The 26,900-nt window shown below is 48.9% G+C and carries 28 protein-coding genes and 1 pseudogene; 26 read left to right on the forward strand and 3 right to left on the reverse strand.

Going from position 1 to position 26,900, the window contains the following annotated elements; translation table 11 throughout:
* From ON064_RS02450 to ON064_RS02485, 8 genes are all read left to right on the forward strand, one after another.
* Positions 1-728: tetratricopeptide repeat protein (locus ON064_RS02450; protein ID WP_274623469.1), on the forward strand; the 728-nt coding region annotated here is incomplete at its 5' end.
* Positions 729-742: 14 nt separating this feature from the next.
* A complete protein-coding gene (locus tag ON064_RS02455) occupies positions 743-1,306 on the forward strand; it encodes a ReoY family proteolytic degradation factor (RefSeq protein ID WP_274623470.1) in 564 nt (187 codons plus the stop codon).
* Complete coding sequence (locus tag ON064_RS02460) at positions 1,299-1,763, forward strand: YpiF family protein (protein ID WP_274623471.1); 465 nt, start codon at positions 1,299-1,301, stop codon at positions 1,761-1,763. The genes ON064_RS02455 and ON064_RS02460 overlap by 8 nt, the downstream gene beginning before the upstream one ends.
* Positions 1,764-1,903: 140 nt before the next feature.
* Positions 1,904-2,407, forward strand: coding sequence for a QcrA and Rieske domain-containing protein (locus ON064_RS02465; protein WP_274623472.1), 504 nt, complete (start codon positions 1,904-1,906; stop codon positions 2,405-2,407).
* A 21-nt stretch (positions 2,408-2,428) separates the two neighbouring features.
* Positions 2,429-3,103: a menaquinol-cytochrome c reductase cytochrome b subunit gene (gene qcrB, locus ON064_RS02470; protein WP_058380570.1), complete on the forward strand. Its 675-nt coding sequence runs from the start codon at positions 2,429-2,431 to the stop codon at positions 3,101-3,103.
* 36 nt (positions 3,104-3,139) lie between these two features.
* Positions 3,140-3,922 carry a menaquinol-cytochrome c reductase cytochrome b/c subunit gene (locus ON064_RS02475; RefSeq protein ID WP_274623473.1) on the forward strand — a complete coding sequence of 261 codons (783 nt, stop codon included), beginning with the start codon at positions 3,140-3,142 and terminating at the stop codon, positions 3,920-3,922.
* A 58-nt stretch (positions 3,923-3,980) separates the two neighbouring features.
* Positions 3,981-4,589 (forward strand): lipoprotein heptaprenylglyceryl N-acetyltransferase LhaT, encoded by a 609-nt coding sequence (lhaT, locus tag ON064_RS02480; RefSeq protein ID WP_274623474.1) that lies wholly within the window; start codon positions 3,981-3,983, stop codon positions 4,587-4,589.
* A gap of 63 nt (positions 4,590-4,652) precedes the next feature.
* Positions 4,653-5,336 carry a zinc metallopeptidase gene (locus ON064_RS02485; protein ID WP_274623502.1) on the forward strand — a complete coding sequence of 228 codons (684 nt, stop codon included), beginning with the start codon at positions 4,653-4,655 and terminating at the stop codon, positions 5,334-5,336.
* 40 nt (positions 5,337-5,376) lie between these two features.
* On the opposite strand, the gene ON064_RS02490 is transcribed toward ON064_RS02485, so the two are convergent.
* Positions 5,377-6,240, reverse strand: coding sequence for a YitT family protein (locus ON064_RS02490; RefSeq protein WP_274623475.1), 864 nt, complete (start codon positions 6,238-6,240; stop codon positions 5,377-5,379).
* Positions 6,241-6,366: 126 nt separating this feature from the next.
* Between ON064_RS02490 and ON064_RS02495 the strand changes: the two genes are divergently transcribed.
* The 16 genes and pseudogenes from ON064_RS02495 to ON064_RS02570 all read left to right on the forward strand — a co-directional run bounded on the left by ON064_RS02495 (position 6,367) and on the right by ON064_RS02570 (position 20,525).
* Positions 6,367-6,684 (forward strand): nucleotide pyrophosphohydrolase, encoded by a 318-nt coding sequence (locus tag ON064_RS02495; protein ID WP_407951587.1) that lies wholly within the window; start codon positions 6,367-6,369, stop codon positions 6,682-6,684.
* Complete coding sequence (gene dapB, locus ON064_RS02500; RefSeq protein ID WP_274623476.1) at positions 6,684-7,484, forward strand: 4-hydroxy-tetrahydrodipicolinate reductase; 801 nt, start codon at positions 6,684-6,686, stop codon at positions 7,482-7,484. Before ON064_RS02495 ends, dapB begins: the two co-directional genes overlap by 1 nt.
* Positions 7,485-7,502: 18 nt before the next feature.
* Positions 7,503-7,907 (forward strand): methylglyoxal synthase, encoded by a 405-nt coding sequence (mgsA, locus tag ON064_RS02505; RefSeq protein WP_058380577.1) that lies wholly within the window; start codon positions 7,503-7,505, stop codon positions 7,905-7,907.
* Between the two features lie 11 nt (positions 7,908-7,918).
* On the forward strand, positions 7,919-9,061 hold the full coding sequence (gene bshA, locus ON064_RS02510; RefSeq protein ID WP_274623477.1) for an N-acetyl-alpha-D-glucosaminyl L-malate synthase BshA: 1,143 nt from the start codon (positions 7,919-7,921) through the stop codon (positions 9,059-9,061).
* Positions 9,058-10,191: a CCA tRNA nucleotidyltransferase gene (locus ON064_RS02515; protein ID WP_274623478.1), complete on the forward strand. Its 1,134-nt coding sequence runs from the start codon at positions 9,058-9,060 to the stop codon at positions 10,189-10,191. Before bshA ends, ON064_RS02515 begins: the two co-directional genes overlap by 4 nt.
* The gene (locus tag ON064_RS02520) at positions 10,169-11,149 is read left to right on the forward strand and encodes a biotin--[acetyl-CoA-carboxylase] ligase (protein ID WP_274623479.1); all 981 of its coding nucleotides are present in this window, start codon (positions 10,169-10,171) and stop codon (positions 11,147-11,149) included. The genes ON064_RS02515 and ON064_RS02520 overlap by 23 nt, the downstream gene beginning before the upstream one ends.
* A 220-nt stretch (positions 11,150-11,369) precedes the next feature.
* Positions 11,370-12,180, forward strand: a pseudogene (gene panC / locus ON064_RS02525) (pantoate--beta-alanine ligase).
* A 3-nt stretch (positions 12,181-12,183) separates the two neighbouring features.
* Entirely contained in the window at positions 12,184-12,567 is a 384-nt protein-coding gene (panD, locus tag ON064_RS02530; protein WP_058380581.1) for an aspartate 1-decarboxylase, read from the forward strand.
* A gap of 140 nt (positions 12,568-12,707) precedes the next feature.
* Positions 12,708-15,470, forward strand: coding sequence for an ATP-dependent DNA helicase DinG (dinG, locus tag ON064_RS02535; RefSeq protein WP_274623480.1), 2,763 nt, complete (start codon positions 12,708-12,710; stop codon positions 15,468-15,470).
* Positions 15,471-15,513: 43 nt separating this feature from the next.
* Positions 15,514-15,684 (forward strand): YpmA family protein, encoded by a 171-nt coding sequence (locus ON064_RS02540; RefSeq protein ID WP_101190435.1) that lies wholly within the window; start codon positions 15,514-15,516, stop codon positions 15,682-15,684.
* A gap of 8 nt (positions 15,685-15,692) precedes the next feature.
* Complete coding sequence (locus ON064_RS02545; RefSeq protein ID WP_274623481.1) at positions 15,693-16,166, forward strand: cell wall elongation regulator TseB-like domain-containing protein; 474 nt, start codon at positions 15,693-15,695, stop codon at positions 16,164-16,166.
* A 14-nt stretch (positions 16,167-16,180) separates the two neighbouring features.
* The gene (locus ON064_RS02550; RefSeq protein ID WP_407951588.1) at positions 16,181-17,371 is read left to right on the forward strand and encodes a pyridoxal phosphate-dependent aminotransferase; all 1,191 of its coding nucleotides are present in this window, start codon (positions 16,181-16,183) and stop codon (positions 17,369-17,371) included.
* 29 nt (positions 17,372-17,400) lie between these two features.
* Entirely contained in the window at positions 17,401-18,696 is a 1,296-nt protein-coding gene (asnS, locus tag ON064_RS02555; protein ID WP_274623482.1) for an asparagine--tRNA ligase, read from the forward strand.
* A 128-nt stretch (positions 18,697-18,824) separates the two neighbouring features.
* Positions 18,825-19,526: a DnaD domain-containing protein gene (locus ON064_RS02560; RefSeq protein ID WP_274623483.1), complete on the forward strand. Its 702-nt coding sequence runs from the start codon at positions 18,825-18,827 to the stop codon at positions 19,524-19,526.
* A gap of 11 nt (positions 19,527-19,537) precedes the next feature.
* Positions 19,538-20,218 (forward strand): endonuclease III, encoded by a 681-nt coding sequence (nth, locus tag ON064_RS02565; protein ID WP_121297559.1) that lies wholly within the window; start codon positions 19,538-19,540, stop codon positions 20,216-20,218.
* Positions 20,193-20,525 (forward strand): YpoC family protein, encoded by a 333-nt coding sequence (locus ON064_RS02570; RefSeq protein WP_274623484.1) that lies wholly within the window; start codon positions 20,193-20,195, stop codon positions 20,523-20,525. Before nth ends, ON064_RS02570 begins: the two co-directional genes overlap by 26 nt.
* Before the next feature lie 102 nt (positions 20,526-20,627).
* Here the strand turns inward: ON064_RS02570 and ON064_RS02575 are convergent, their stop codons facing one another.
* Positions 20,628-23,342 (reverse strand): penicillin-binding protein 1A, encoded by a 2,715-nt coding sequence (locus tag ON064_RS02575; RefSeq protein ID WP_274623485.1) that lies wholly within the window; start codon positions 23,340-23,342, stop codon positions 20,628-20,630.
* A gap of 27 nt (positions 23,343-23,369) precedes the next feature.
* Complete coding sequence (gene recU / locus ON064_RS02580; RefSeq protein ID WP_274623486.1) at positions 23,370-23,972, reverse strand: Holliday junction resolvase RecU; 603 nt, start codon at positions 23,970-23,972, stop codon at positions 23,370-23,372.
* Positions 23,973-24,162: 190 nt separating this feature from the next.
* Here recU and ON064_RS02585 point away from each other — a divergent pair, with 190 nt between their 5' ends.
* The gene (locus ON064_RS02585; protein ID WP_274623487.1) at positions 24,163-24,531 is read left to right on the forward strand and encodes a YppE family protein; all 369 of its coding nucleotides are present in this window, start codon (positions 24,163-24,165) and stop codon (positions 24,529-24,531) included.
* The gene (locus tag ON064_RS02590; protein WP_274623488.1) at positions 24,528-26,798 is read left to right on the forward strand and encodes a DEAD/DEAH box helicase; all 2,271 of its coding nucleotides are present in this window, start codon (positions 24,528-24,530) and stop codon (positions 26,796-26,798) included. The genes ON064_RS02585 and ON064_RS02590 overlap by 4 nt, the downstream gene beginning before the upstream one ends.
* The last annotated feature ends 102 nt before the right edge of the window (positions 26,799-26,900 follow it).

The raw sequence follows: 26,900 nt of genomic DNA on the forward strand, positions 1-26,900 counted from the left end.
TGGCTGAAGTATACAGTGCGGGTGCGGCTTATGAGGAAGCTTTGCCTTATTATGAACGCGCACTCGAAGATGAAGCGCAGCCGGATGTTTTGTTCGGCGCTGCATTTGCCGCTTTTCAGGCGAAACAATATGAATTGTCGGTGAAGCGGCTGGATGATCTGTTGGCAGCCGATCCCGATTATTTTTCTGCTTATCTATTGAAAGCGCAATGCTTCAATATGATGGAAGATTACAAACGTGCTTACGATGCCATCAAAGAAGGACTCGCGCGTGATGAGTTTGACAAGGAATTGTATTTGTTCGCAGGGAAACTCGCGCTGAAACTCGGCAAAGGGGAGGAAGGCGTGGAGATGCTGCGCCAGGCAATCGCGCTCGATCCCGAATATATGGAAGCCTTGTATGCCCTGATCTCTTATTTCCATGCAGAAGAGCGTGACGAGGAGTTGCTCGAACTCGCCTCCATGGCTGTCGAAAGCGGCAATGACTGGCATGCACTGTATCCGATGATTGCTAAAGCGTATGACCGGACAGAACAGTTCGGCAAAGCTCTGGAGTATTACGACAAGGCCTATCCGGCATTTTCCGACGATCCCGAGTTCCTCGAGTCCTTCGCCTTATTTTTAGTAGAGGAAGGGAAACGCGACCGCGCTCTCGAAATAATTAAACAACTTCAAGCGCTGGAGCCCGAAAATCCACAATGGTTCGATTGGCTGCAATCGTTTGAATGAAAGGGGGAGACGATATGACTGCATCTGTTTCTGTAGGGGAGAAAAAACAATTTGTCCGCTGGTTCCTCGGGTCTTATAAGATGAAAAGGCGTGAATGCATTTGGATCCTCAACTACTTGTTGAGCAATGATGAATTGCTGGAGAAAACGCATTTTGTGGAAGAAGCGCATTATTGTCCCCGTGCCATGGTCATGTCGACGACTGAATCCAAACAAATCCCGTTCCAATTCTATAAAGGCAAGTTGATGACCGCTGATGCCGAAAAGTCCTTCCACGACCTCAGGCTCCATCCCGATGAACCTTTATTTGTGCAATTGAATTTCCCGAGCATTCCGCCTGCACCGTTGTATCTCGCGGTGTTGGAAGAGAATCCACACATGCCAAAAGGGGCATCGGTCAGCGAACAGGACCGCTTGATAGCAGAAAAGGTACTGAATGAGAGTTTATCGTCTTACCAGGAAGAAACGATCCTCAAAAAAATCGACGAAGCACTGGACGCAGGAGATAAAGACCGGTTCTTTGAACTGTCTGCCTTGCTGTCTGTAGTGAAATCGGCCAAAAAAATGGAGAGTGACTGAATACATGCATTTCAACAGCAAAGACATCGATTTATACGCAAGCCAAAAAGATTATGTCGATACGGCGGTCGTGCCGCTGATCGAATTGGACTTGACTGCTTCAGGCATGAAGGCGAGCGCTGGGGCTTCCGAATATTTGCAATCGCTAACTGTTATACTGGAAAAGCAATTCAAAGGGCGGATTCTTTTGCTTCCGCCTATTTCTTATGTCCGGGCGGCAGACCGAACAGAGCTGGGCGAACAATTGAAAAAAGAACTGTCGGAAACAGGATTCAAGCATATTTTCTACCTAACGACTGACCCGAAATGGCGCTCGGTCGAAGAACTTGACAATGTTCTCTGGCTGCCGGCCATTCCAACGGGAGATATGGACCAATCCTTCAAAAAATCGGTCATGGAAGACCAGCTGCGCCAAGTGTTGCCGCTGTTTACCAAAGAATGGACACATCATTCATGAAATGTTCACAAACTATTCCATTAGACTGAATGCGATATTGACCTTAAGTTTTGATTGATATATCATTAGGTTGTCCTAGTAATTATATTTGAATGAGTATGTCCATTGGACTGACCTTGAATGTTAGAGGGGGGAAAAGAATGAGTAATAATCGTGTATCACGACGCCAATTTTTAGGTTACACACTGACTGGTGTAGGTGGTTTCATGGCAGCAGGAATGTTAATGCCGATGGTGCGTTTTGCAGTCGATCCGGTGTTGCAGCAAAAAGACGCTGGAGATTATGTTTTGACTGACCAGGCTGTTGCCGATATCACAGAAGAGCCTGTACGTGTCGACTTTACATTTGAACAAGTGGACGCATGGTATACATCTGAAGTCACAAATTCTGCATGGGTTTACAAAGAAGGCGACAAGCTAATCGCACTCTCGCCTGTCTGCAAACACTTGGGATGCACAGTCAACTGGGGCGGGGACCCAGAACAGCCAACACAGTTCTTCTGCCCGTGCCACGCTGGACGCTATGAGAAAAACGGCCAGAACATTCCAGGTACGCCACCGCTCGGACCTCTTGATGAGTACGACGTTCAAGAGCAGGATGGTTTTGTAGCCATCGGACAAGTAAAACCAAATACTTTAGTTTAATAGTTAGGGGGTACGACACCAGTGCTAAACAAGTTATATGATTGGGTAGACGAGCGATTGGACATCACGCCGATCTGGCGCGATATTGCAGACCATGAAGTACCGGAACACGTTAACCCCGCACACCACTTTTCAGCATTTGTCTATTGTTTCGGAGGACTGACGTTCTTTATCACAGTCATCCAGATCCTGTCTGGCATGTTCCTTACCATGTATTACGTGCCGGATATTGAAAATGCTTGGCAGTCGGTTTATTATCTCCAGAATGAAGTCGCTTTTGGAGAAATCGTGCGTGGGATGCACCACTGGGGAGCTTCTTTAGTAGTAGTTATGATTTTCCTTCATACACTGCGCGTATTCTTCACAGGGTCTTATAAGAAACCTCGTGAGCTCAACTGGGTAGTCGGCGTTATGCTATTTGGCGTAATCCTCGGCCTATCTTTCACAGGTTACTTGCTTCCATGGGATATGAAAGCATTGTTCGCAACAAAAGTTGGGATTGAAATTGCAGCTTCTGTACCGGTGATCGGCGAAACGATCAAAATTTTGCTTGCAGGGGATTCAACGATTCTCGGCGCACAAACTTTGACACGCTTCTTCGCGATCCACGTCTTCTTCTTGCCTGCTGCTTTGCTTGGGTTGCTCGCAGCACACTTTATCATGATCAGAAGACAAGGTATTTCAGGACCATTGTAATTCATCCTTGACCAAGGATTTTAAGGAGGGGACACTATGCACCGCGGAAAAGGGATGAAATTTGTAGGGGATTCACGTGTTCCGAGCAAGGAGTTTCGGAAACCGAATATCCCGAAAGATTACTCCGAATATCCTGGCAAAACAGAAGCCTTCTGGCCGAACTTCCTTCTAAAAGAATGGATGATCGGTTCTGTCTTCCTAATTGGCTATTTGCTCTTGACTGTCGCCCACCCTTCGCCTCTTGAAGGCCAGGCTGATCCGACAGACACGGCATATATTCCATTGCCAGACTGGTATTTCTTGTTCTTATACCAATTATTGAAATATGAATTTGCGTCCGGCCCATTTAACATCGTCGGCGCAATCATCATGCCGGGCCTTGCGTTCGGTGCCTTGATGCTTGCTCCGTTCCTTGATCGCGGACCGGAACGCCGTCCATCGAAACGCCCATTGCCGACGGGCTTCATGCTTTTGGCAATCGCATCCATCGTTTTCCTTACTTGGGAATCCGTAGCTAACCATGACTGGGAAGCAGCGGCTCGCCAAGGGGAAATCACGGAAGAAGTTGAAATTGATACAGCGGACCCTGGATATGAAATCTATTCAGCAGCGGCTTGTATCAGCTGCCACGGCGACAATTTGGAAGGGGCAGTCGGGCCGAGCTTAATCGGAACTGGCTTGTCAGCAGAAGAAATCGCTGAAATTGCCGTGAATGGTATCGAAGCTGGCGGAGTTCAATCCATGCCGCCATCTTGGGATGGTTCAGAAGAAGATCTTCAAGTTATGACTGAGTTTATTGCTGGACTTGAAGCTGAATAATGCAATGTAAAAGAGCCGGGAAACCGGCTCTTTTTTTTGCACAGGAAAGGGAGATTGGATGGTGGAATTCACAGCAAAAATTTCGGCTTGGCTAATGTTCCGTCCGTTTTTGATATTGCTGTTTTTCGTCAATTTGGGCGGAACCATTTACGGATACATATGGTATGGTTGGCAATTGCGCATTACGGAGCCGATATTTCTCATCTTCGTGCCGGATAGCCCGACCGCGAGCTTGTTTTTTACGATTGTCCTTGGACTATGGATCATCGGCAAGCACAGTCCGCTCATCGAAGCACTCGCTTTTGTCACCTTGATCAAATATGGCCTATGGGCGGTCGTCATGAATTTGTTGACGCTCGTGCACACCGGGTCGATCGGGTGGCTGGGCTGGATGCTCGTCGCTTCTCATTTCGCCATGGCACTGCAAGCGGTGCTTTATTTCGAGCATTACCGCTTCGGCTATATATCGGTGGCACTCACCGCGATCTGGACTTTGCATAACGATGTCATCGATTATGTTTTCGGGCAAATGCCAATCTATTCGAGTTTGAGCGAATTCAGCTCAGAAATCGGCTATTTTACCTTCTGGCTGTCGATTGCCTGCATCGCGTTTGCATGGTTCACGGCGTCACAGAACCGCCATCTAGAACCGCGGCGTATTAGTTGACCGAAAGTCAGAAAAACAAGTAAAATAGGGATATAGAAACAAAAAGAGAGGTTGATCATTAAAATGGGATTGGGCGGCTATTTGATTTATTTTATCGTCTTGTTGATTGTGCCGATTTGGGCTCAAATGAAATTGAAAAGCACATATAAGAAGTATTCCAAAGTCCGGTCGACTTCCGGGCATACAGGGGCCGAAGTGGCTCGCATCATCCTTGACCAGAACGGCCTGAGTAATGTGAAAGTAGTCGAAAGCCGCGGCATGCTTAGCGACCATTACAACCCGATGACCAAAACGGTTGCGCTCAGCAGCCATAACTACCATGAGCCATCGGTAGCCGGCACGGCTGTCGCAGCGCACGAAGTGGGGCACGCGATCCAGGATGCGACGGATTATTCGTTCCTGCGTTTCCGCCACCGCCTTGTGCCGATGGTCAATATTTCATCGAATATGTCTTGGGTGTTTATCATGATCGGCTTGTTCGCACAGATGAGCGGAGCCTTGTTGATCGGTATCGCGCTTCTTGCAGTTGGTGTGTTGTTCCAATTGGTCACTTTGCCGGTGGAGTTTAACGCTTCAAACCGCGCGATGGACCAGCTGTTGTCGCATAACATCATCCGCAACGATGAAGAGAGACATGCGAAAAAAGTATTGAACGCAGCAGCGATGACTTATGTAGCAGCGACTGCAGTTGCCGTGATCGAACTTGCTCGTCTGATCTTGATCTACACAAGCATGGACCGTTCATAATAAAACGAAACGGGACCGTTTTTTATTTGGCCCAATTTCATTAAAGAGGCTGTTTTTGTTCATCGAGCGTAAACCCTTCACCCATGACATCATGCACTTCAATTAATGAGACGAATGCGTGGGGATCGACGGAATTGACAATGTTCTTCAATCTGACGAGTTCGTTGCGCGCTACGACGCAGTAAAGGACTTCGCGCTCTTCTTTCGTGAAATGGCCATAGCCGCGAAGAATCGTGATGCCGCGATCCATTTCGATGGCAATGCGGCTTGCAATCTCTTCTTGTGAATTGGAAATGATTAACGCGCCGCGTCCGGAATAGGCCCCTTCTTGGACGAAATCAATAACGCGGGCGCCAACGAAGACTGCGACGAGCGTATACATCATGGAGCGGTAGTCGAGGAACGTCAGCCACGATAGCATGATGACCATGGCATCGAACAGGAACATCGTCTTGCCCATGCTCCAGCCGAGGTATTTTTGAACGAGCCTGGCGATAATATCAACCCCGCCGGTCGTCCCTCCGTAGCGGAAGATGATACCTAGCCCCATCCCGACAAAGACGCCGGCAAACAAAGCGGCGAGAAACAAATCATCACGCAAGGGGATTTGGACTTCGTAGACAAGGAAGATTTTCAAGAAAGCAGAAACAGCGACCGTGCCGATGATCGTATAAAGAAATATCTTGCGACCAAGCAGCTTCCAGCCGATAAAGAATAAGGGAATGTTCAATAACAGGTTCATCAGTGCAGGATCCCAGTTCCAAAGGAAATACAGGATCAGCGTGATCCCTGCGAAGCCGCCTTCACCGAGCTCATTTTGGATATTAAAATGAACAAAGCCGAAACTATAGATAGCTGAGCCGAGAAGGATGAAAAAGATATTTTTCAACTGAAGATCTTTCATAAAAAAGCAGCCTCCCTTTTTTGTCATTAACTTCTGTATTATCTGCCATGATGCCGTTTTTGACAACACCCCCCGTTTTCTTTACGATTGAATGGGAGTGTGATGACAGTGAACGCAGATAAAAGCATGAGGCAATTACAGCAAGAAGTGGACCGCCATATCGGGCAGTTTAAAGAAGGATATTTTGAGCCGATGGAAATGCTTGCGCGAATGACCGAAGAGCTTGGGGAATTGGCGCGTGAAGTCAATCATGTGTACGGGCCGAAAAAGAAAAAAGAGACAGAGGCCGAAAAGCTGATTGCAGAGGAAATGGGCGATGTGCTATTTGTCTTGATTTCCATGGCCAACTCTATGAATATCGATTTGCAGGAAGCCCACGACGGGGTCATGGAAAAATTCCGGACCCGTGATAAAGACCGCTGGACAAGAAAGGAAGAACAATGATGACGATAAAAGTAGCGATTGCCGGAGCCCGCGGGAAAATGGGCAAAGAAGCTGTACATACTGTAATGGAAAATACCGATATGGAACTCGTGGCAGCACTGGATTATAAAGATATCGGTGCAACGTTGGCGGAGACAGGCTTGTTTCCTGAAAGTTTTCAAGTGCCGGTCTTTACCGATCTAGAAAAGCTTCACGGCCAGCATGCACCGGATGTCCTCGTCGATTTGACGACGCCCGAGCATGTCTATGCGCATACCAAACAAGCGCTGCAGCTCGGTATCCGCCCGGTCGTCGGGACAACAGGATTTTCCACTGAGGAATTGGAAGAATTGAAAGAACTTGCCAAAACCTCAGCGCTTGGCTGCATCATCGCGCCTAATTTTGCGGTGGGGGCAGTCTTGATGATGAAATTTGCAGAACAGGCGGCAAGATATTTGCCGGATGTGGAAATCATCGAAATGCATCATGACCAAAAACTGGATGCCCCGTCAGGTACCGCAATGAAGACAGCGCATATGATGAGTGAAACGCGGCCCGTGCATCAGCAAGGGCATCTAGATGAGAAAGAAACTTTGCAAGGCGCTCGCGGTGCAGACTACGAAGGTATGCGCATCCATAGCGTCCGCCTGCCGGGATTAGTTGCCCATCAGCAAGTGCTGCTTGGCGGCGAAGGACAGCTTTTGACATTGCGCCACGATTCGTTCAACCGCGGTTCGTTCATGTCTGGCGTCAGTTTGTCGATTCGCGAAGTGGTAGAACGCAAAGAATTAATTTACGGCCTGGAACATATCATAGGCTAAAATAATGGAGGCGATTTGATGAATATCGCATTGGTTGCGCACGATCGAAAAAAAGATGATTTGATACAATTTGCATTAGCTTATAAACCTATCTTGGCGAAGCATCAGTTGTACGCAACAGGAACGACCGGCTCCCGCTTGGTAGAAGGAACTGGCCTATCGGTCCATCGTTTTCAATCCGGGCCGCTTGGCGGTGACCAGCAGATCGGGGCGATGATTGCACAGAATGAAATGGATATGATCATTTTTTTCCGTGATCCGCTGACAGCCCAGCCGCACGAGCCGGACGTTACGGCTTTAATCCGCCTTTGTGATGTATACCAAATCCCGCTTGCGACCAATATGGGAACAGCCGAAGTCCTCCTGAAAGGTTTGGAAAATGGCTTGGTCGATTGGCGGCTCCTCAGCGACCGCCGGAAATAGGAGGAGAAATTTTGCGAAAAATGAAAATCGGAATTACATGTTACCCGACAGTCGGCGGATCTGGTGTAGTGGCGACGGAACTGGGGAAAATGCTGGCTGAAAAAGGCCATGAAATCCATTTCATCACCTCGAGTACACCGTTCCGGCTAAACCGGCTGTATGCGAATATATTCAGCCACCAAGTGGATGTCAACAGCTATTCAGTGTTTCAATATGCACCGTATGATATCGCGCTGGCAACGAAGATTGCGGAAGTGATCAAAAACGAAGAACTTGACCTTCTGCATGTGCATTACGCGATCCCTCATGCCGTTTGTGCGATATTGGGACGCGATATGGCAGGGTCCGATATCGGCATTGTCACGACTTTGCACGGCACCGATATTACAGTCCTCGGTACAGACAGCTCTTTAAAAGATGCAATCCGTTACGGCATCGAGAAATCCGATATCGTGACGGCAGTGTCGGATTCATTGAAACAGCAGACCTATGACATGATCGCACCGGACAAAGAGATTGAAACCGTCCATAATTTTGTCGACGAACGGGAATATCATCTGCACGATTCAGCTAAGTTGAAGGAAGAGCTAGGCATTGAAGCGCATGAAAAAGTATTGATCCATGTGTCGAATTTCCGCAAAGTGAAGCGGGTGGAAGATGTCGTCTCCACTTTTGCAATAGTGCAAAAGACGGTCGGCGCCAAATTATTGCTGGTCGGCGACGGCCCTGAAATGAGCCGCATCCACCAGCAAGTGAAAGACCTCCATATTGAACAGGAGGTCTTGTTCCTCGGCAAGCGCGACAATCTATCCGAGCTTTACAGCATGAGCGATGTGAAATTGCTGATGTCGGAAAAAGAGGCGTTTGGCCTTGTGTTGCTTGAGGCAATGGCTTGCGGCGTGCCGGCAATCGGTACGCAAATCGGAGGCATTCCGGAAATCATCGAACCGGGCGAAAACGGCTTTTTGGTGGAACTGGGCGATATTGATGCTGCGGCTGATGCGGCAATCCGCATATTGACCGACGATATGCTCCATGAAAAATTGTCGGTGACGGCTTTGGAAACCGCGACCAAACGCTTTAGCTCAGAGAAAATCCTCGCCGAATACGAAACGCTATACGCGCGCTTGCTGAAAAAGGCCGATAAGCAATGAAACGGGCCAAGCAGATTATCGCGCGTTTAAAAGAAGCGGGATTTGAAGCCTATATGGTTGGCGGCGCGGTGCGGGATTATTTGCGCGGATCCGTGCCTCATGATATCGATGTAGCGACATCGGCGTCACCCGAACAAGTGAAAGCCCTATTCGAACGGTCGATCGATACAGGAATCGAGCATGGGACGGTTATGATCCTCATTGAGGGCCAAGGAACCGAAGTCACGACATTCCGAACAGAAAGCGGCTATTCGGATAATCGGAGGCCGGATAAAGTGGAATTCGTCAATTCGTTGCAAGAAGATCTAAAACGCCGTGATTTTACCATCAATTCAATGGCGATGACTGAACAAATGAAAATCATCGATCCTTTCGGCGGCAAAGAAGATCTAAGTGCAGGCATCATCCGTGCCGTCGGTGTTCCACAAGAGCGTTTCGCAGAAGATGCTTTGCGCATGCTGCGGGCGATCCGCTTTTCTGGGCAGCTGAATTTCCATATCGAGCCCGCGACCAAACAAGCTATCATCGAACATGCAGAGAAGATACAGTCCGTCGCGATGGAGCGCATCAAGGCGGAATTGGACAAAGTCATGGTTTCTGCAGCCCCGCACATCAGCATGCGTTATTTGATCGAAACCCGCCTGAACCAATTTTTGCCATCCGGCGGACTTTTTGAGCTGGATTGGTCTGGATACACATCCAACAAAGATCCATTGTCGGGCTGGTTTTACCTATTGCATCAAAATGGCGAGACTTTCGGTGCAATACGTGAATACCGTTTCTCCAACCAAGACAAAAAAGACCTTCAACGGGCGCTTGAAGCGAGCCGGCTGTCGCTTTGGGACGACTGGGTCTATTACAGCTTCACCGAACGCCAATTGACGATTGCACAGACTACATCGCATAAAACGCAAGCGGTGAAAGAGCGGCAACAGGCATTGCCAATCCAATCGAAATCAGAACTTGCGGCGAATGGGCGTGATTTGATGGAATGGACTGGAAAAAAGGCGGGGCCATGGCTGAAAGAATGGACCTTGCATATTGAAAAAGCAGTGGTCGAACGCCGCTTGGCCAATGATAAAGAACGGATAAAGGACTGGTTCATAGATGAATATCACCGTCACACATAAATTGGCGACACGGCTATTGGAAGCGGGATCTGAACCGGTGTCAGGCCAGCAATTGGCAGACGAGTTCGGGGTTTCTAGAACGGCGATTTGGAAACATATGAAAGAACTTGAGGAAATGGGCTATGAAATCGAATCGGTGCGCAAAAAAGGCTACCGCATCCAAAAAAGCCCAGACAGCCTGGAAGCTTTTCTTGTCCAGGCCGACCTCAAAACGAAAAAAATCGGCAAGCAGATCGAGTATATGGAACAATGTGCATCGACTCAAATCGTTGCGCACCAACTGGCACAAGAAGGCGCGCCGGATGGAACGGTGGTCATTGCGGAGCTTCAGACAGAAGGCAGAGGCCGCTTGATGAGAAAATGGGATTCGGCGAAGGGGCAAGGAATCTGGATGAGCATCATCTTGCGTCCCGACGTCCCGCCCCATAAAGCCCCCCAGTTCACATTGGTCGCTGCGGTAGCGATCGTCCGGGCGATTCAATCGGTGACGGGTTTAGAAGCATCGATCAAATGGCCGAACGATATCCTGTTCGGTACCAAAAAAGCGACAGGCATCCTGACAGAGCTGCAATCGGACGCTGATGGCATCCAAGCTTTGATCATCGGCATCGGCGTCAACGTCAATCAAGAACGGGAAGATTTTGATGCTGGCGTTCAGGACATCGCCACTTCTTTGCGCCTTGAGTCCGGTGAGCTGGTAAACCGCAGGGAATTAGTGCAGGAAATCCTGCACTTTCTTGAAATCTATACAGAGCTCTATATTGAAAAAGGATTTGCCCCGTTAAAAATATTATGGGAAGGGCATTCCGCGACAATCGGCAAAGCGGTTCGCGCCCGCATGTCGCGTGAAACCTTAGAAGGCATAGCGGAAGGCATTACAGAAGACGGCGTCTTGCAGCTCCGTACAGCAGACGGCAAGCTTCATGGCATTTATTCCGCAGATATCGAGCTAAAGTAAAGGATATAGGCATTTTTCAGAAATTCTGCTATAGTGAAAATAACGGGCAGTATCCGATGGGAACTGCACCGTGGCACGCAACAACAAACAATAAATGAATATGATTCTGCCTTGATCATTACGTGACAGGGACGGAGGAAACCGAATTTGAATTTTCTGTCCTTCTGTCTTCTGACAGAGGGCTTTTTATATGGTTTTCTCCTAAAAAGGAGAGGAAAACATGAAAGTCGTAAACACGGTGAAGGACTTAAGAAACTGGGTCCTGAGCACAAAAGAAAGCGGTCAGTCGATTGGATTGGTGCCGACGATGGGCTTTTTGCACGAAGGGCATCTGGCACTTGTTGAATCCGCAAAATCGGAAAACGACGTGGTGGCCATGAGCATTTTCGTCAACCCGGCGCAATTCGGCCCGAATGAAGATTTTGACCGCTATCCACGCAATTTTGACCGCGACAGCATGCTCGCTGAAAAAGCAGGCGTCGACGTGATCTTTGCGCCGTCTGTAGAAGAGATGTACCCGCGTAAATCGCAAATCACGATGGGAGCTGGAAAGCCGCCCGGGACATTTTGATGGCGTGTTGAAAGTAGTGACGAAATTATTCCATCTTGTTCAACCCGACCTAGCCTATTTTGGCCAGAAAGATGCACAGCAGCTGGCGATCATTGAGTCGCTTGTGCGGGATTTCGATTTCCCGCTTGAAATCCGCCGCATCGCAACAGTCCGTGAACAGGACGGGCTTGCCAAAAGCTCGCGTAATGTCTATCTGAGCGAAACAGAACGTGTGGAAGCACCGAAACTTTATCAAGCCTTGCAACGGGGAGTGACAGCCGCTCGCGATGGAGAAAATCCGATTCCGGAGATGACCCGTTTTATCCAGTCGGAAACTTCCGGCAAAATCGATTACATCGAGCTGCTGTCTTATCCGGACTTGACCGAAGCGCCGAACGGGCAAGCGATCCTCGCGCTCGCTGTCCAATTCCCAAAAGCCCGGCTTATCGACAATATCATTTTCAATTTAAAGGAGAACTGACCTATGCTTAGAATGATGCTCAATTCCAAAATCCACCGTGCGACAGTAACTGAAGCCGATTTGAATTATGTCGGCAGCATCACGATTGACCAGGATCTATTGGATGCAGTCGGCATGTTGCCGAATGAGAAAGTCCATATCGTCAATAATAATAATGGCGCCCGCTTCGAAACGTATATCATCGCCGGAGAACGCGGCAGCGGCGTTATCTGTGTCAACGGGGCAGCAGCGCGCCTCGTGCAGCGCGGAGACATCGTCATCATCTTATCTTACGGCTATGTCATGGATAAAGATGCGCGCAGCCATAAACCGACTGTGGCAATTATGGACGCAGACAATTCCATCAAAGAAATCATCCATTACGAACCGGAAGCGACGGTCATGTAAGGATCGATCCTTGAACACTCCAAAAGGGAAAAGCTCCCCCTTTTGGAGTGTTTCTTTTTTTGGCGTGTTCCCGCCGGCGAACAGCTGGCGAATATGTTACAATTTTTCCTGAGAGAATCACCTGAGAAAGAGGGGTTATCATGAATTCCCAAAAATATGTCGTTGTCGATATCGAAACAACGGGCCATTCCCCTGCAAAAGGTGACCGGATCATCCAACTGGCGATGGTGGCGATCGAACAAGGAGAAATCGTTGATACATATACGAAATTTATCAATCCGCAACGGAAAATTCCGGCGTTCATACAGGATCTGACCAATATAACGGAGCGGGACGTGGAAGGTGCAGAGCCTTTTGAAGCGTACGCCGAGGAAATCTACAGGCAATTGGAAGGCGCTATTTTCATTGCCCATAATATCCATTTTGATTTACCGTTTCTTCAGGCAGAACTGAGCCGTGCCGGCATGCCGAAATGGCAGGGGCTGGCCATGGATACCGTAGAGCTTTCGCGCCTGGTTTATCCGACTGCCTTCAGTTATAAATTGCAGGACATTGCGGCAGAACAAGGCATTCGCTTGAACAACGCACATCGTGCTGATGATGATGCCTTGGCGACGGCTGAACTGTTTTTAGGTGCGAAACAGGAGTTGGCTGAACTTCCTTATGATACGCTTGTCCTTTTGCATAAACGGTCTTTCCAATTGAAATCGGACCTGTCGCGGCTGCTATTTGAAATTACGCAGCAAAAACGCAACGGCCAAGCCGATCGATATGGTCGCTTCCGCGGCATTCCGATTGTCCCGAAAGCGGAGCGCGCGCAAGTCTTCAATGATTCGCCGCAGCAGTCGGCTTGGCGAAATGGATTGGAAACGGTTAAGCCGGAATACGAACAGCGGCCGAGCCAAGTCGCGATGATGCAAGCGGTGGAACGGGCCATCCATGAGCGAAGTGAACTGGTAATTGAAGCATCGACCGGCATGGGCAAGACACTGGGCTACCTATTACCAGCAGGGGCCTATGCTAAGGAATCCGGCAAGCAAGTGGTCATCAGTACGTATACGACCCACCTGCAGGACCAGCTCGTCTCCAAGGAAGTCAAGCTCGCAGAAGAGTTTCTCGGCGCAAACATCCACGTCGCGCTCATTAAAGGGCTGTCGCATTATATCGATTTGGGACGCTTTTTCGAGTTGCTTCACGGGGAAGATGAGTCTTATGATGAAACGTTCACGATCATGCAGATCATGGTCTGGCTGACTTCGACCAAGACGGGCGATTTAAATGAATTGAACGTGTCGAGCGGCGGCCAGTTGCTGGTCGACAAAGTGCGCCGTTCACATTTGAGGAAATTGACAAAGCTTGAAAAAACCGTCGATTTCTACGAACACGCACTGACAGAAGCCGAACATGCCGATGTCATTGTGACCAACCACGCATTCCTATTGAATCCACATAACCAAAAGCGCGCAATATTGAAGAACGTTGAGGCCTATATATGGGATGAAGCACATCAAGTCGTGCAGGCAGCAGTTGCCTATAAAGAGAAGACTTTCGTCTACACGCAATGGCGCTATGTATTCGGCCAGTTGGGGAGCTTTGATGAAAATCAGCTGTTTTCAAAATTCTACCGCGTCGCCGAATCGCACGGCTTTGCCAGGGTACCTGAGCTTTTGCAAATGGAATCTTTGTATTTGAAGTACACCAGTTTATTCGATGAAGTGACGCTCTATCTTGCGCAGGCTTTCCAGAACAAATTCCATAATAGCCGCACACGGAAATGCGCATCTTTATTGGATGAATTGGATTTCGAACGGGAAAGTTTCATGGATTTGCTGAGATTCTTGAATAGTTGGATCGACATCGCCCAGACCATCCTGCAAAAAGCAGAACGCTTCACGGAACTGACGATGAATGAACGGCTCGTGCTCGCAGATTTCCGTTATTGGACAGAAGAATTGATGCTGAAATCGGTGGAGTTCAGTGAAATTTTCCTGTTCCCGAAAGAAGATGAAGTTTCCTGGATCGAAGGAGACTTACGCAGCATGCCGACGAGCTTATCGCTCTACAAACGGCCCTATGAAGTCGCGTCGCTGGTCGATAAGGTCATCGGCCAGGCGAGAGGCGAAAAAGCGGTCATTTGGCTGTCAGGCACGATGAGCGTCCCATCGAACGAACGCTTTATCGTCAACCAGCTCGGCATACCGAATCAGGTGCCGATCGAAAAGTTTGAACCTGCCGATCAATTTTACAGCGGCGCAAAAGTCTATATCGTTGAAGACATGCCGGACATCCAGCAAGTGTCCCAGCAGGAATACATCGAATCCGTGGCGGACGCGGTCACCCAGACGGTGCTTGTCACCGAAGGGCGCTGTTTTGTGTTGTTCACTTCACAGGACATGCTGAGGAAAACGGTCGATTTGATCCAGGATTCCCAGCTGCTCGATGATTATATGCTGTTTGCGCAAGGCATGTCTTCGGGAAGCCGTATGAAATTATTGAAGTCGTTCCAGCGATTCCAGAAATCGGTATTGTTCGGGACGAATAGTTTTTGGGAAGGCGTCGATGTGCCTGGTGATGCGCTGCGAGCTGTTGTCGTCGTAAGGTTGCCCTTTACATCGCCTGAAGAGCCTGTTTTTAAAGCGAAATCACGGATCATCTCGAAAGAAGGCATTAATCCATTTATGCATTATGCCTTGCCAGAAGCTGTGCTGCGTTTGCGCCAAGGGTTCGGGCGGCTGATCCGCTCGAAAAAGGACAAGGGCTTGTTTATCGTGCTGGACCGCCGCATTGAAACGAAATCATACGGCGAGGAATTCCTTCATGCCTTGCCGGACGTGCCGGTCGCCAAAGTGTCTTTGGAAAAGATGGTAACCGATATTGAACATTGGTATAATAAGCAAGGATAAAGAGGGAAGAACGGTTCCCTCAATCGAAAGGAAGTGCCGAACAATGGAATCCAAGATCGAAGTATTAAACACTGTGCAAGTCGAGTATCAATCCGACCTGTACAAAGTGGTCGATGCATTGAACCGGACATTGAAAGACCGTGATTTGATGTTTGGCCTGGCGCTTGATAAAGACGACCAGACAAAAGCGGTTTTCACAATTTATAAAACCTAGGTGATCATATGAAAGAATGGATGAAATTCATCGTTGTTTTTCTGTCTTTTTTGGCTGTAGCTATTGTGCTGGTCATTTTATTCCTCGGCAATAAACCGTTCTCAGAAGCGGAACAAGCAGCCGTAGAAAAAGTGGAGGCGGAAGGGCTGCTCGATGAAGTGGAGCGGGCATACGTCTATTCCAGCTCGACCCAATCCGTGACGGTTCTTGGAACGGACGGGGAAGGACAGATAAAAGCCGCCTTCGTTCCTGAAGAAGGGGACATGGAAGCATTAATGCTTGAAGACCAATTGACCGCTCAACAAGCGCGCGAAATCGTTCAGGAAGATATGGAAGTCGAGGAAATCCTCCATACAAAGCTTGGCATGGAAGAGGCCGGGGCTGTATGGGAAATCGCCTTTTTGAACGAAGCGGGACGCTTGAACTACGTCTATCTTTTAGCCGAAGACGGCACTTGGTGGAAACGCATATTGAATTTGTGAAAGGGTTGATCAATTTGTTGAAATTAGCAAACCGCGTACAGACCTTAACGCCATCCACGACATTGGCGATTACGGCAAAAGCGAATGAACTAAAAGCGCAAGGCGTTGACGTCATCGGGCTTGGGGCAGGAGAACCGGATTATAATACGCCTCAAAACATTCTCGATGCAGCCGAGCGCTCGATGGAAGAAGGCAAGACGAAGTATACGCCTGCGGGCGGGTTGCCGGCGCTAAAACAAGCGATCCAGGACAAATTGCAGCGCGACCAGGGACTAAGCTATGATAAAAATGAAATCCTGGTCGGCGTCGGGGCAAAACATGTACTTTATACGCTATTCCAAGTATTGTTGAACGAAGGCGACGAAGTCATCATCCCGATTCCTTATTGGGTCAGCTATCCGGAACAGGTGAAATTGGCTGGAGGCGTGCCGGTTTACATAGAAGCGACAGCCGGGCAATCGTATAAAATCACTCCCCAACAATTGCGCGAAGCGATTACAGACCGCACGAAAGCCGTTATCATCAACTCGCCAAGCAATCCAACAGGCATGCTGTACTCGAAAGAAGAGCTTGAAGCACTCGCTGAAGTGTGCCGCGAAGCAGATATCCTCATCGTTTCCGATGAAATTTACGAAAAATTGATCTACGGCGATGCTGTCCATATTTCAGTGGCAGAGCTGTCAGAAGATGCTAAAAACCGCACGGTCATCATTAATGGCGTGTCGAAATCGCATTCAATGACCGGATGGCGCATCGGCTATGCAGCTGGCGATAAGGAATTGATCAAAGCAATGACTGACCTTGCGAGCCATTCGACTTCAAACCCGACGACCACATCACAATATGCTGCAATCGAGGCGTATAATGGGCCTCAAGATGCCGTGGAAGAAATGCGCCAGGCATTTGAAAGCCGTCTGGAAGCTATTTTCCCTAAACTGGAAGAAATTCTAGGATTCACCGTTTTGCGTCCTCAAGGGGCATTCTATTTGCTGCCGGACGTTTCTGAAGCTGCAGCGAAAACCGGTTTTTCATCAGTGGATGATTTTGCGAAAGCATTGCTCGAAGAAGCGAACGTAGCGGTGATTCCAGGATCTGGATTCGGCGCGCATTCGACTATCCGTTTGTCCTATGCAACATCTCTTGAATTGTTGGAAGAGGCAGTAGAACGCATCAGCCAATTCGTCCACAAGAATTGGAAAGAATAAGCACTATACATTTGGAGGCTATTGAATAGATGAAAAAAATCACTATCGCCGAAATGGCAAAATATAACGGACAAACCATCAAGCTCGGCGCATGGGTCGCCAATAAACGCTCCAGCGGAAAAATCGCCTTTCTTCAATTGCGCGATGGATCCGGCTTCGTGCAAGGCGTCGTTGTCAAAGCAGAAGCGGGCGAAGAGATCTTTGCCAAAGCGAAAGCATTGACGCAAGAAACTTCATTATATGTGACTGGTGAAGTGAAAGAAGACGAGCGCTCTGCGTTCGGCTACGAGTTGGCCATTTCAGAGATCGAAGTGATCCAGGAAGCGAAAGATTTCCCGATCACGCCGAAAGAACACGGTACTGAGTTCTTGATGGACAACCGCCACCTGTGGCTGCGTTCAAGAAAACAGCACGCCATCATGAAAATCCGCAACGAAATCATCCGTGCCACTTACGAATTCTTCAATGACAATGGATTCGTCAAAGTGGACCCGCCGATTCTCACAGGATCGTCTCCTGAAGGCACATCGGAATTGTTTGCAACAAAATACTTCGATGAAGATGCCTATCTGTCACAATCCGGCCAGCTTTATATGGAAGCGGCTGCGATGGCATTAGGAAAAGTGTTCTCGTTCGGGCCGACATTCCGTGCCGAAAAATCGAAAACCCGCCGCCACTTGATCGAATTCTGGATGATCGAACCGGAAATGGCCTTTGTGGAACATGCAGAGAGCTTGGAAGTCCAAGAGCAATACGTGGCCCATATCGTACAATCCGTCTTGAAGAATTGCCAGCTTGAACTCGAGCGCCTTGGCCGCGACACGACGAAATTGGAAAAAATCCAAGCACCGTTCCCGCGCGTCACATATGATGAAGCGATCAAATGGCTGAACGACAATGGCTTTGACGATATCAAATGGGGCGAAGATTTCGGCGCGCCTCACGAGACTGCGTTAGCTGAAAGCTACGATATGCCGATCTTCATCACGCATTACCCGATTGGCATCAAACCGTTCTATATGCAGCCGCATCCCGACCGCGATGATGTCGTGTTGTGCGCTGACATGATCGCGCCTGAAGGCTACGGCGAGATCATCGGCGGATCTGAACGCATCCATGATTACGAGTTGATGAAACAGCGCATCCAAGAGCATAATTTGGACGAAGCTGCGTATGAATGGTATTTGGACCTCAGCAAATATGGAGCGGTGCCGCATTCCGGATTCGGTTTGGGCCTTGAGCGCACAGTCGCTTGGATCAGCGGAGCAGAACATGTCCGCGAATCGATTCCATTCCCGCGTTTGTTGAACCGTCTATACCCTTAAAAAAGTTAAACAAGACAACAAGAAACTGCCCGGCAGAAACCCCTTAAACAGGATTTCTGCTGCGGTGGATGAAATATCCTAATAGATTTAGACAGCTAGAAATTTGCATACAGAAAGGTGGTTGGGATATGAGACAGTCTGACCGATTGCAACAATGGATTGAGCAGGGAAATGTGACCATTTCCCAGCTTTTTTTTCAGTTTTACCGGCGCTTGAAGATTAGTGACGAGGAAGCGATTATGCTATTGCAAATCCATTCCTTCCAACAGGCAGGAAACGTGTTTCCGACACCGGATGAAATCGCCGCAAGGATGTCTGCCAGCCAGAACAGCGTGACGACGATGCTGCAGAAATTGATGCAGCAAGGCTATCTGTCGATACACCAGGAAACGGCCGACGGGATGCTGACCGAGACGATTTCGCTCCAGCCTTTATGGGACAAACTCGTCGACTGCTTAGAGCTTAAAGCGCAAACCGAAAAAGAGCATACGCAAAAAGAACAGGAAGGCGAGATCTTCCAGCTGTTTGAACAAGAATTTGGCCGTTTTCTATCGCCGATGGAGATCGAAACGATTTCCATGTGGATGGACCAGGACGGCCATACGCCGGAAGTCATCCGCATGGCTTTGAAGGAAGCCGTCATCGCGCAGAAGATCAGCTTGCGCTATGTCGACCGCATTTTGTTCGAGTGGAAGAAAAAGAATATCCGGACGTCGAGCCAAGTGTCACGGCATGCGAATTCGTTCCGGGAAAAAAACATCCGCATCCAGCCGCAGGAAAGCACCGCAAAAAAAGTGCAATTCTATAATTGGCTGGAAGAACGGAATTAGCAGGTGATAGGATGATGACGAAAAAAGAATGGCTCGCTTGCCTGGAGGAAATGGACCATATGTTTCCTGATGCCCATTGTGAATTGATCCACCGCAACCCGTTCGATTTGGTCATTGCGGTATTATTGTCTGCACAATGCACCGACAAGCTCGTCAACAAAGTGACGGCAAATCTTTTCGAGAAGTACCATACACCGGAAGATTATCTTTCGGTTCCTTTGGAAGAATTGCAACAGGATATCCGTTCGATCGGCTTGTTCCGCAATAAAGCGAAGAACATCCAGGCGCTTAGCCGAATACTGATCGAGCAGCACGGCGGGCGTGTGCCGGAAGACCGCGACCTATTGATGACTTTGCCAGGCGTCGGAAGAAAGACCGCCAATGTGGTCGTTTCCGTCGCATTCAATAAGCCGGCGCTGGCCGTCGATACCCATGTCGAACGCGTCTCGAAACGTCTCGGCTTATGCCGCTGGAAAGATTCTCCCTTGCAAGTCGAAGAGACGATTATGAAAAAAACCCCTGCAGAGGATTGGTCGAAAACCCATCACCAAATCATCTTCTTCGGCCGCTACCACTGCAAGGCGCAAAACCCCGGCTGTCACGTCTGTCCGTTGTTCGACCGTTGCCGCGAAGGGAAAAAACGCGATAAAAAAGGACTTGTGAAACATGACGCTGTCACGGAAATCAATTGACCAAGCCGTTTCGCCGTTCTACGAAGCCTGGGCTGGCTTAGGGCAGGATATCCAATCCTGTTTTCAGCAGCAGGCCGGTGACTGCCACGAGCTCATTGCAGAAGGTTATGAGGTCTACGAAGCATTGCGAAAAACGCTTGATGACTTGTTCGGGAGCTCTGCTCCGTCTCCATTGAATGAACGCGAGCGGCTTGAGTTTGTGAGAAACTCCAAAAGTGCACACGCAGCTTCTCGACAGCTGGAGCAATTATTCGTGGAGCTAAAGAAGAAAATCGCACGCATAAAGATCGGCTACCCAGCTGAGTGAATGATTGAACCTCGGGCAGAAACCATTTCTGCCCGAGGTTTTTGCGTAAAAAAAGGCCTGCCCTAGAATTCTAGAGCAGGCCTTTTAAAATTGGGACGAAAATCAAGTTGCGTCTTCATCGTCCTCATTGTTTGAGTTGTTTCCGTTATCATCGTCATTTCCATTCTCGTTTCCATTGCGATTGCCGTTTTCGTTGGATGAGGCATTGCTGCCTGACCCTTCTTGGTTTCCTTCTTCCGGTTCTTCCGGCTGCTCAGGAATGTCTACGAGATCATCTGGAGTTTCAGTGGCTTCTTCTTCCTCAGCCGGTTCCTCTTCAGTAGGCTCTTCTTCAGTAGGTTCTTCTTCAGTAGGTTCTTCCTCGGCCGGTTGTTCTTCAGCTGGCTCTTCTTCAGTCGGTTCTTCTTCTACTGGTTCTTCTTCAACAGGTTCTTCTTCCGGCTCTTCCTCAGGCTCCTCTTCAGGAGGAGGCGTGATCTCGATGGTCGTGGAAGCCGGGTCACTGCGTCTGCCATTTTGAGTGGCGACGACGCGGAATGTATATGTGACGCCTTCTTCAAGGCCATCATAAGAATAGCTGGTGTCATCTGTCGTCGTCAGCACTTCGCCGTTGACGGAAACTTCAAATGACACATCATCCGAACCATGGCTCCAGCTCAAGTTAGCTGTTGAGCCGCTGACGTCTGCTCTTAATCCAGAAGGTCGGTCAGGGTCTGCCACAAATCGCTCTGATATTGTACTGGGCTCCGTCCCCCTTGCAAACAATTCTTCACTGCGCATGCTCCACGGGGTGAACGGGCTTGCCAGGCGAAGCGGTTCAGTGCCGACTTCGATCACTTCCTGGGATACCGAGTCCGGCTGTTGAAAGCTTGCCGTTTCCGGTGAAGAGATCTGGCTCATCACTTGCTTGAACAAACGCTGTGCAAGCAGACGTTCGTTTGAAGCGGTGTCGATTGGTGTAGCTATAGATGGGTATCCGCTCCAGACCGAAATGGAATAATCGGTCGTATAACCTGCAAACCAGACATCCGGCGCGGAACTTGCATCTAAGCCATATTTGGTCAAGTCGTCTTCTCTGTAGTTAGAAGTACCAGTCTTGCCGGCCATGTCCAATCCGCTGATGGCGGCTTCTTTGCCTGTCGATCCCGAAATACTTGTGTCGACGACATCACGAAGCATGTCTGTCACCATATAAGCGGTGCTGTCTTTCATCGCCGTCACTGGTTCAGGGGCGACTACTTCTTCTGTTGAACCATCGCGGAAGACGATTTTTTTGATAGTATGCGGTTCAGTGAATACCCCATTGTTGCCAAAAGCCGCGAAAGCACCGGCCAGTTCGACAGTAGAAATATTGAATTCAGGAGTTCCTAGTGCTGCGGATTCATAAATGCTACCAAAGTCCAAGCCGAGTTTTTGAGTGAAATCGCTAGCGTTATCAGATCCAACTTCCGCTAGCGCTTTAACTGCCGGAATATTTCGTGAGCGGTACAAGGCTTCGCGCGCTGTCATTGGCCCAAGGAACTGGCCATCGACGTTGCGGATTTCTTGGCCATCGCTATAAGAATATTCTTCATCGACCAATGTCTGTCCGGTTGACCAATCCAGGTACTCGATGGCCGGTCCATAGCTGACAAGCGGCTTAATTGTTGAACCGATGACGCGGTCTCTGGATGTTGCAAAGTTTCTGCGCACATCACCTTCGTATTCACGGGCCGCCCCGACTGCACTGATGCCGCCGGTTTGTGTATCGACGACTGTCATGGCGGATTCAACTTCGTCATCGAAGAAGAGATCTGAAGACATCGTTTCATTGACGCGTTCTTGTACATACGGTTCGAGTGTCGTATAAATCGTCAAGCCTTCATCGAGCGAATAATCGCCTTCGAGGGCTTCGAGCTCATCAACAACCATTTCCATGAATGCTGTGTATTCCGTGCTTTCTTCCGTTGTGGTGCGCTGATCTTCAGGAAGAAGTGTGGATTCGACTGGCGTGTTCCACGCTTCTTCTTTTTGAGCTGCATCGATTTTCCCGTGCTGTTCCATCAAATTCAAGACGATATCGCGGCGCTCTTCAGCTGCTTGCGGGTTCTTGAACGGATTATAACGGTTCGGGCTTTGCGGCATTCCGGCAAGAAGGGCAGCTTCGTGAAGTTCAAGCTCAGCTGCGGGTTTCCCGAAGAACTGCTCAGCAGCAGTACCAAAGCCATAAGTATTGCCTGACATCAGGATTTTGTTGAAATACATTTCAAAAATTTCTTCTTTGGAATATTCCTGTTCAAGCTTGAATGCCAAGTAGGCTTCCTGTGCTTTACGCTTCAAAGTTTTTTCATTGGACAGGAAGGAGTTCTTGATGACTTGCTGGGTGATGGTGCTGGCACCTTGAGATCCAAAACCGCCTGTGATGTTGGCGACAACCGCGCCGCCGAGGCGGATCAAATCGATTCCGGAATGGTCATAGAAGCGATTGTCTTCAGTTGCAAGAATCGCATCTTCCATTACTTGCGGAATATCGTCATATTCGACATATTCCCGGTTTTGGGCAGTGAAATACGGAATTTCAGTTTCACCGTCATTTGCCAGGAAAACAGGGCTGATCGGGTCTCTCAACAGTTCTTCGTCGAGTTCAGGCGCACTGGACGCATAGACAGCGAATAAGACGACCCCGAATAGAAAGCCGGCGACGGCCAAGGCTACAATAGCCAGTAACCCTCTTTTAATCCACGTTTTTGCACCGGATTTCTTTTGTTTGTTCGAGTTTTTCCGTTGCCGTTCAATTGATTTTCTGCGTTCTTCACGCGATATTTTCTTATCACTCACATGCGCTTCCTCACTTTCATGTATATGCTATTTCATTAGCTGATGGAGCACGGACAGATAATCGATTCTCGGGAAAGCACCTGGCTTTACTTCAACCGAAGCTTCTTCGACTTCCGCTAAAGTCATCGATTTCCTTCCGCCTGAGGCCATTCGCTTCCAATAGGTTTCCAGTATTTCGAATGGCAAGACAAAATAGCGGTCGAGGGAAGAGAATCGGATGATCAAAAAGGCCAGGCCCCCGTGGCGGATGATGTCTGCCATATGGTGCACTTGGTGTTCGTGGATGTTCTTCAACGGGAAAGAAGTCCGGATTTCGGTTTCTTTCGCTTCGAAATCGACGTAGCGGCCTTGCCAGATGCCGTTATAATCGGTCGTAGACGGGGCTTGGAAATAAGCTTCCCGTATAACCGCAGCGCTCCTAGAGGGGTATTCGACACGCACGATTTGCACCGGCACGGGCTTTTTGTGGATAACGGCGAGCCCGCGCTGTAAATAAAAACTATTCGTTTCGTTCAGTTCATCCTCCAGGGTTTTCCCGCGATTGCTGAATGAAACATCTTTTTTCTTCTTCTGCACCGGCTGATCTTTCGGTGGAGAAAATTTCTTTCCATTTGGGTAATTGATTGCCATTTGTGATACACCTCGCTTACTTTATCATATCACACGCACCTAGACGATAAATATGATGAAAGGTTTCCGAACTTTATTCCTAATAATAGCGGATTTTTGAGCCATCTCCAACTGAAAAGAATGCTTGTTCGGCATACTGTATATGGGTTGCCGGATTGTGATAAACTAATGGCTATGGAGGGGGAAGAAAATGGACCTCAAGCAATTATCAACCGATCTTTACCACGAATGCGATATGTGTCTCGCGCGCTTTAAGAAAATGCGTGAGCTGGATGCAGATCCTGATTTTTTTCAAGATGTAAAACCATATGCCGATAAATGGCATGCTGCCATAGATGAATGGAAAGATGCTTCGCTTATGTTTATCCGGAGCGAACGGCCGAAATACGTCCACAAGCTGCAAATCGACAATGCGGCAGAAGGCATGGGGCAAGTATTCGTCCAGAGTTTCTATAAAGATACGAGCAAAAAACGTTTTGTCCAGACGATCCAAGCGGCTCAGTACACGATACAGACCTTGCTTACAGCGATAGATGAAAAGGGCGATGAGAAACAATGAGAATCAAAAAGACAATACCGGAAATCCTTAAAGAGTGGAAAGTTGAGCCGGAGATGATGGAACGCATTTACCATTGGCATACGAAGCCTGAGAAACCGGCAAGCTATGCCGATTTTCCGGAAGCGATGCACGATAGCCTGAAACAGGCTTTACGCAAAAAAGGCATCGAACAATTGTATACCCATCAAAGGCAGGCGTTCGACTTGGCGCAAGCGGGCAATTCGTTTACGGCCGTAACGCCGACCGCATCCGGTAAATCGTATTGTTATCATTTGCCGGTGCTGCACAAAATATTGAATGACCCGAATGCGCGGGCATTGTACTTGTTTCCGACAAAAGCTTTGGCGCAAGACCAAAAAAGTGATTTGCACGATTTAATTGAAAAGACCGAGCAGTCGATCTTGTCCTATACCTATGACGGCGACACTTCCCCGTCGATCCGGACGAAAGTGCGGAAAGCCGGGCAAATCGTCATGACCAATCCCGACATGCTCCATTCCGGCATTTTGCCGCATCATACGAAATGGGTGTCTCTTTTTGAGAACCTTCATTATATAGTGATCGATGAACTGCACACTTACAAAGGGGTATTTGGCACCCATGTGGCACACGTTATCCGCCGCCTGAAACGAATCTGCAACTTTTACGGCAGCGATCCGGTCTTTATCTGTACGTCGGCGACCATTGCCAATCCGAAGCAGCTGGCTGAAAGTTTGACCAATACCGACCACGAGTTGATCGACCGGAACGGCGCGCCAGCAGGCAAAAAGCATATCTTGTTCTACAATCCTCCGATCGTCCACCCAACATTCGGCGTCCGGCGCAGTGCGGTGCTCGAAGTGCGTGATCTCGCGACATATCTCGTCAAGCAAGGCGTCCAGACAATCGTGTTTGCCAAATCACGCGTGCGTGTGGAAATGCTGGTAACTTATTTAAACGAAATTACAAAATATAAGTTGCAGGACGAATCGATTAAAGGCTACCGCGGCGGCTATTTGCCTTCGGAGCGGCGCGCCATCGAAAAAGGTTTGCGCGACGGTTCCATCCAATGCGTCGTATCGACCAATGCACTCGAACTCGGTGTAGACATCGGCCAATTGCAGGCGTGCATCATGACCGGCTATCCAGGGAATATCGCAAGCGCCTGGCAGCAGGCAGGGCGTGCAGGCAGGCGCCAGGACGAATCGCTCGTTGTCTATGTCGCCCAGTCAACGGCACTCGATCAGTACATCATCAATCATCCGGAATATCTTCTCGACCAATCACCGGAGGAAGCGCGCATCCATCCGGAGAACATCATCATCTTGATGGACCATCTGAAATGCGCGTCATTCGAACTGCCGTTTTCGACAGATGATATGTACGGGGAATTTGATGTCCAGTCTTTGCTTGAATACCTTCAGGAAGAAGGGGTGCTCGTCCGGACATCAGACCGCTGGCATTGGATGAGCGACCGTTTCCCGGCGCATGATATCTCCTTGCGTTCGGCAACGCAGGAAAATGTCGTCATCGTCGACCAATCGGTTCCGGCCGACACAAAAGTCATCGGCGAGATGGACCGCTTCAGTGCCATGACGCTTTTGCACGAAGAAGCGATCTACCTTCACCAAGGCACTCAGTTCCAAGTAGAGATCTTGGATTGGGAAGAGAAAAAAGCGTATGTGCGCGAAGTGGACGTCGATTATTTCACGGACGCGAACTTGGCGATCGAACTGAAAGTGATCAGCGAAGACAAGCATCGCAAGCTCCACCAGTCCAACGTTTTTTACGGAGATGTGGCGGTTCTTGCTATGCCGACGATATTCAAGAAAATACGCTTTGATACACATGACAATATCGGCTCAGGGCCGATTTCACTTCCAGCCGAAGAATTGCATACCTCATCGACTTGGCTCAGTTTTGACAAGCCAGCCGATTTCAGCGATTCGGATTTGTCGGATATGATGACCGGCGCAGCTTATGCAATCGAAAGCTTTATCCCGATATTCGTACAATGCGACCGGCGCGATGTCCACGTCGTACCGCAAGTGAAATCACCGCATAACGACCAGCCATCGTTTTTTATTCATGATTCCTACCCGGGCGGCATCGGCATCAGCGAACGCATCTATGAGTTATGGCAGCCGCTACTTGAAAAAGCGCGCCAGCACGTCTCGGAATGCCCATGCTTTGATGGTTGCCCGTCATGCATCGGCGCTCAGGATGCGGCGATGGATATGAAAGGGCGCGTCATCGAATTGCTCGTGGAATTGGAGAAAGAGGGGTGAGCGTATGTCTTTTGAAAACAAGTTGATGCAGATGAAAGGCATGCTGAATAAAAAACTACGACTCCTGTACGGCCGCCTCACGAAACGCAATGGAAAGAAATC

Origin of the sequence: Planococcus sp. A6 (genome assembly GCF_028823615.1) — a bacterium.
In the GTDB taxonomy this organism is placed as follows: domain Bacteria; phylum Bacillota; class Bacilli; order Bacillales_A; family Planococcaceae; genus Planococcus.

Bases quoted from the DNA above. Each gene is read 5' to 3' on its own strand.
- ON064_RS02455 (WP_274623470.1), top strand. From the start codon at position 743: ATGACTGCATCTGTTTCTGTAGGGGAGAAAAAACAATTTGTCCGCTGG.
- ON064_RS02465 (WP_274623472.1), top strand. From the start codon at position 1,904: ATGAGTAATAATCGTGTATCACGACGCCAATTTTTAGGTTACACACTG.
- ON064_RS02475 (WP_274623473.1), top strand. From the start codon at position 3,140: ATGCACCGCGGAAAAGGGATGAAATTTGTAGGGGATTCACGTGTTCCG.
- lhaT (WP_274623474.1), top strand. From the start codon at position 3,981: ATGGTGGAATTCACAGCAAAAATTTCGGCTTGGCTAATGTTCCGTCCG.
- ON064_RS02485 (WP_274623502.1), top strand. From the start codon at position 4,653: ATGGGATTGGGCGGCTATTTGATTTATTTTATCGTCTTGTTGATTGTG.
- ON064_RS02490 (WP_274623475.1), bottom strand. From the start codon at position 6,240: ATGAAAGATCTTCAGTTGAAAAATATCTTTTTCATCCTTCTCGGCTCA.
- ON064_RS02495 (WP_407951587.1), top strand. From the start codon at position 6,367: ATGAGGCAATTACAGCAAGAAGTGGACCGCCATATCGGGCAGTTTAAA.
- dapB (WP_274623476.1), top strand. From the start codon at position 6,684: ATGACGATAAAAGTAGCGATTGCCGGAGCCCGCGGGAAAATGGGCAAA.
- mgsA (WP_058380577.1), top strand. From the start codon at position 7,503: ATGAATATCGCATTGGTTGCGCACGATCGAAAAAAAGATGATTTGATA.
- ON064_RS02515 (WP_274623478.1), top strand. From the start codon at position 9,058: ATGAAACGGGCCAAGCAGATTATCGCGCGTTTAAAAGAAGCGGGATTT.
- ON064_RS02520 (WP_274623479.1), top strand. From the start codon at position 10,169: ATGAATATCACCGTCACACATAAATTGGCGACACGGCTATTGGAAGCG.
- panD (WP_058380581.1), top strand. From the start codon at position 12,184: ATGCTTAGAATGATGCTCAATTCCAAAATCCACCGTGCGACAGTAACT.
- dinG (WP_274623480.1), top strand. From the start codon at position 12,708: ATGAATTCCCAAAAATATGTCGTTGTCGATATCGAAACAACGGGCCAT.
- ON064_RS02540 (WP_101190435.1), top strand. From the start codon at position 15,514: ATGGAATCCAAGATCGAAGTATTAAACACTGTGCAAGTCGAGTATCAA.
- ON064_RS02545 (WP_274623481.1), top strand. From the start codon at position 15,693: ATGAAAGAATGGATGAAATTCATCGTTGTTTTTCTGTCTTTTTTGGCT.
- asnS (WP_274623482.1), top strand. From the start codon at position 17,401: ATGAAAAAAATCACTATCGCCGAAATGGCAAAATATAACGGACAAACC.
- ON064_RS02560 (WP_274623483.1), top strand. From the start codon at position 18,825: ATGAGACAGTCTGACCGATTGCAACAATGGATTGAGCAGGGAAATGTG.
- nth (WP_121297559.1), top strand. From the start codon at position 19,538: ATGATGACGAAAAAAGAATGGCTCGCTTGCCTGGAGGAAATGGACCAT.
- ON064_RS02570 (WP_274623484.1), top strand. From the start codon at position 20,193: ATGACGCTGTCACGGAAATCAATTGACCAAGCCGTTTCGCCGTTCTAC.
- recU (WP_274623486.1), bottom strand. From the start codon at position 23,972: ATGGCAATCAATTACCCAAATGGAAAGAAATTTTCTCCACCGAAAGAT.
- ON064_RS02585 (WP_274623487.1), top strand. From the start codon at position 24,163: ATGGACCTCAAGCAATTATCAACCGATCTTTACCACGAATGCGATATG.
- ON064_RS02590 (WP_274623488.1), top strand. From the start codon at position 24,528: ATGAGAATCAAAAAGACAATACCGGAAATCCTTAAAGAGTGGAAAGTT.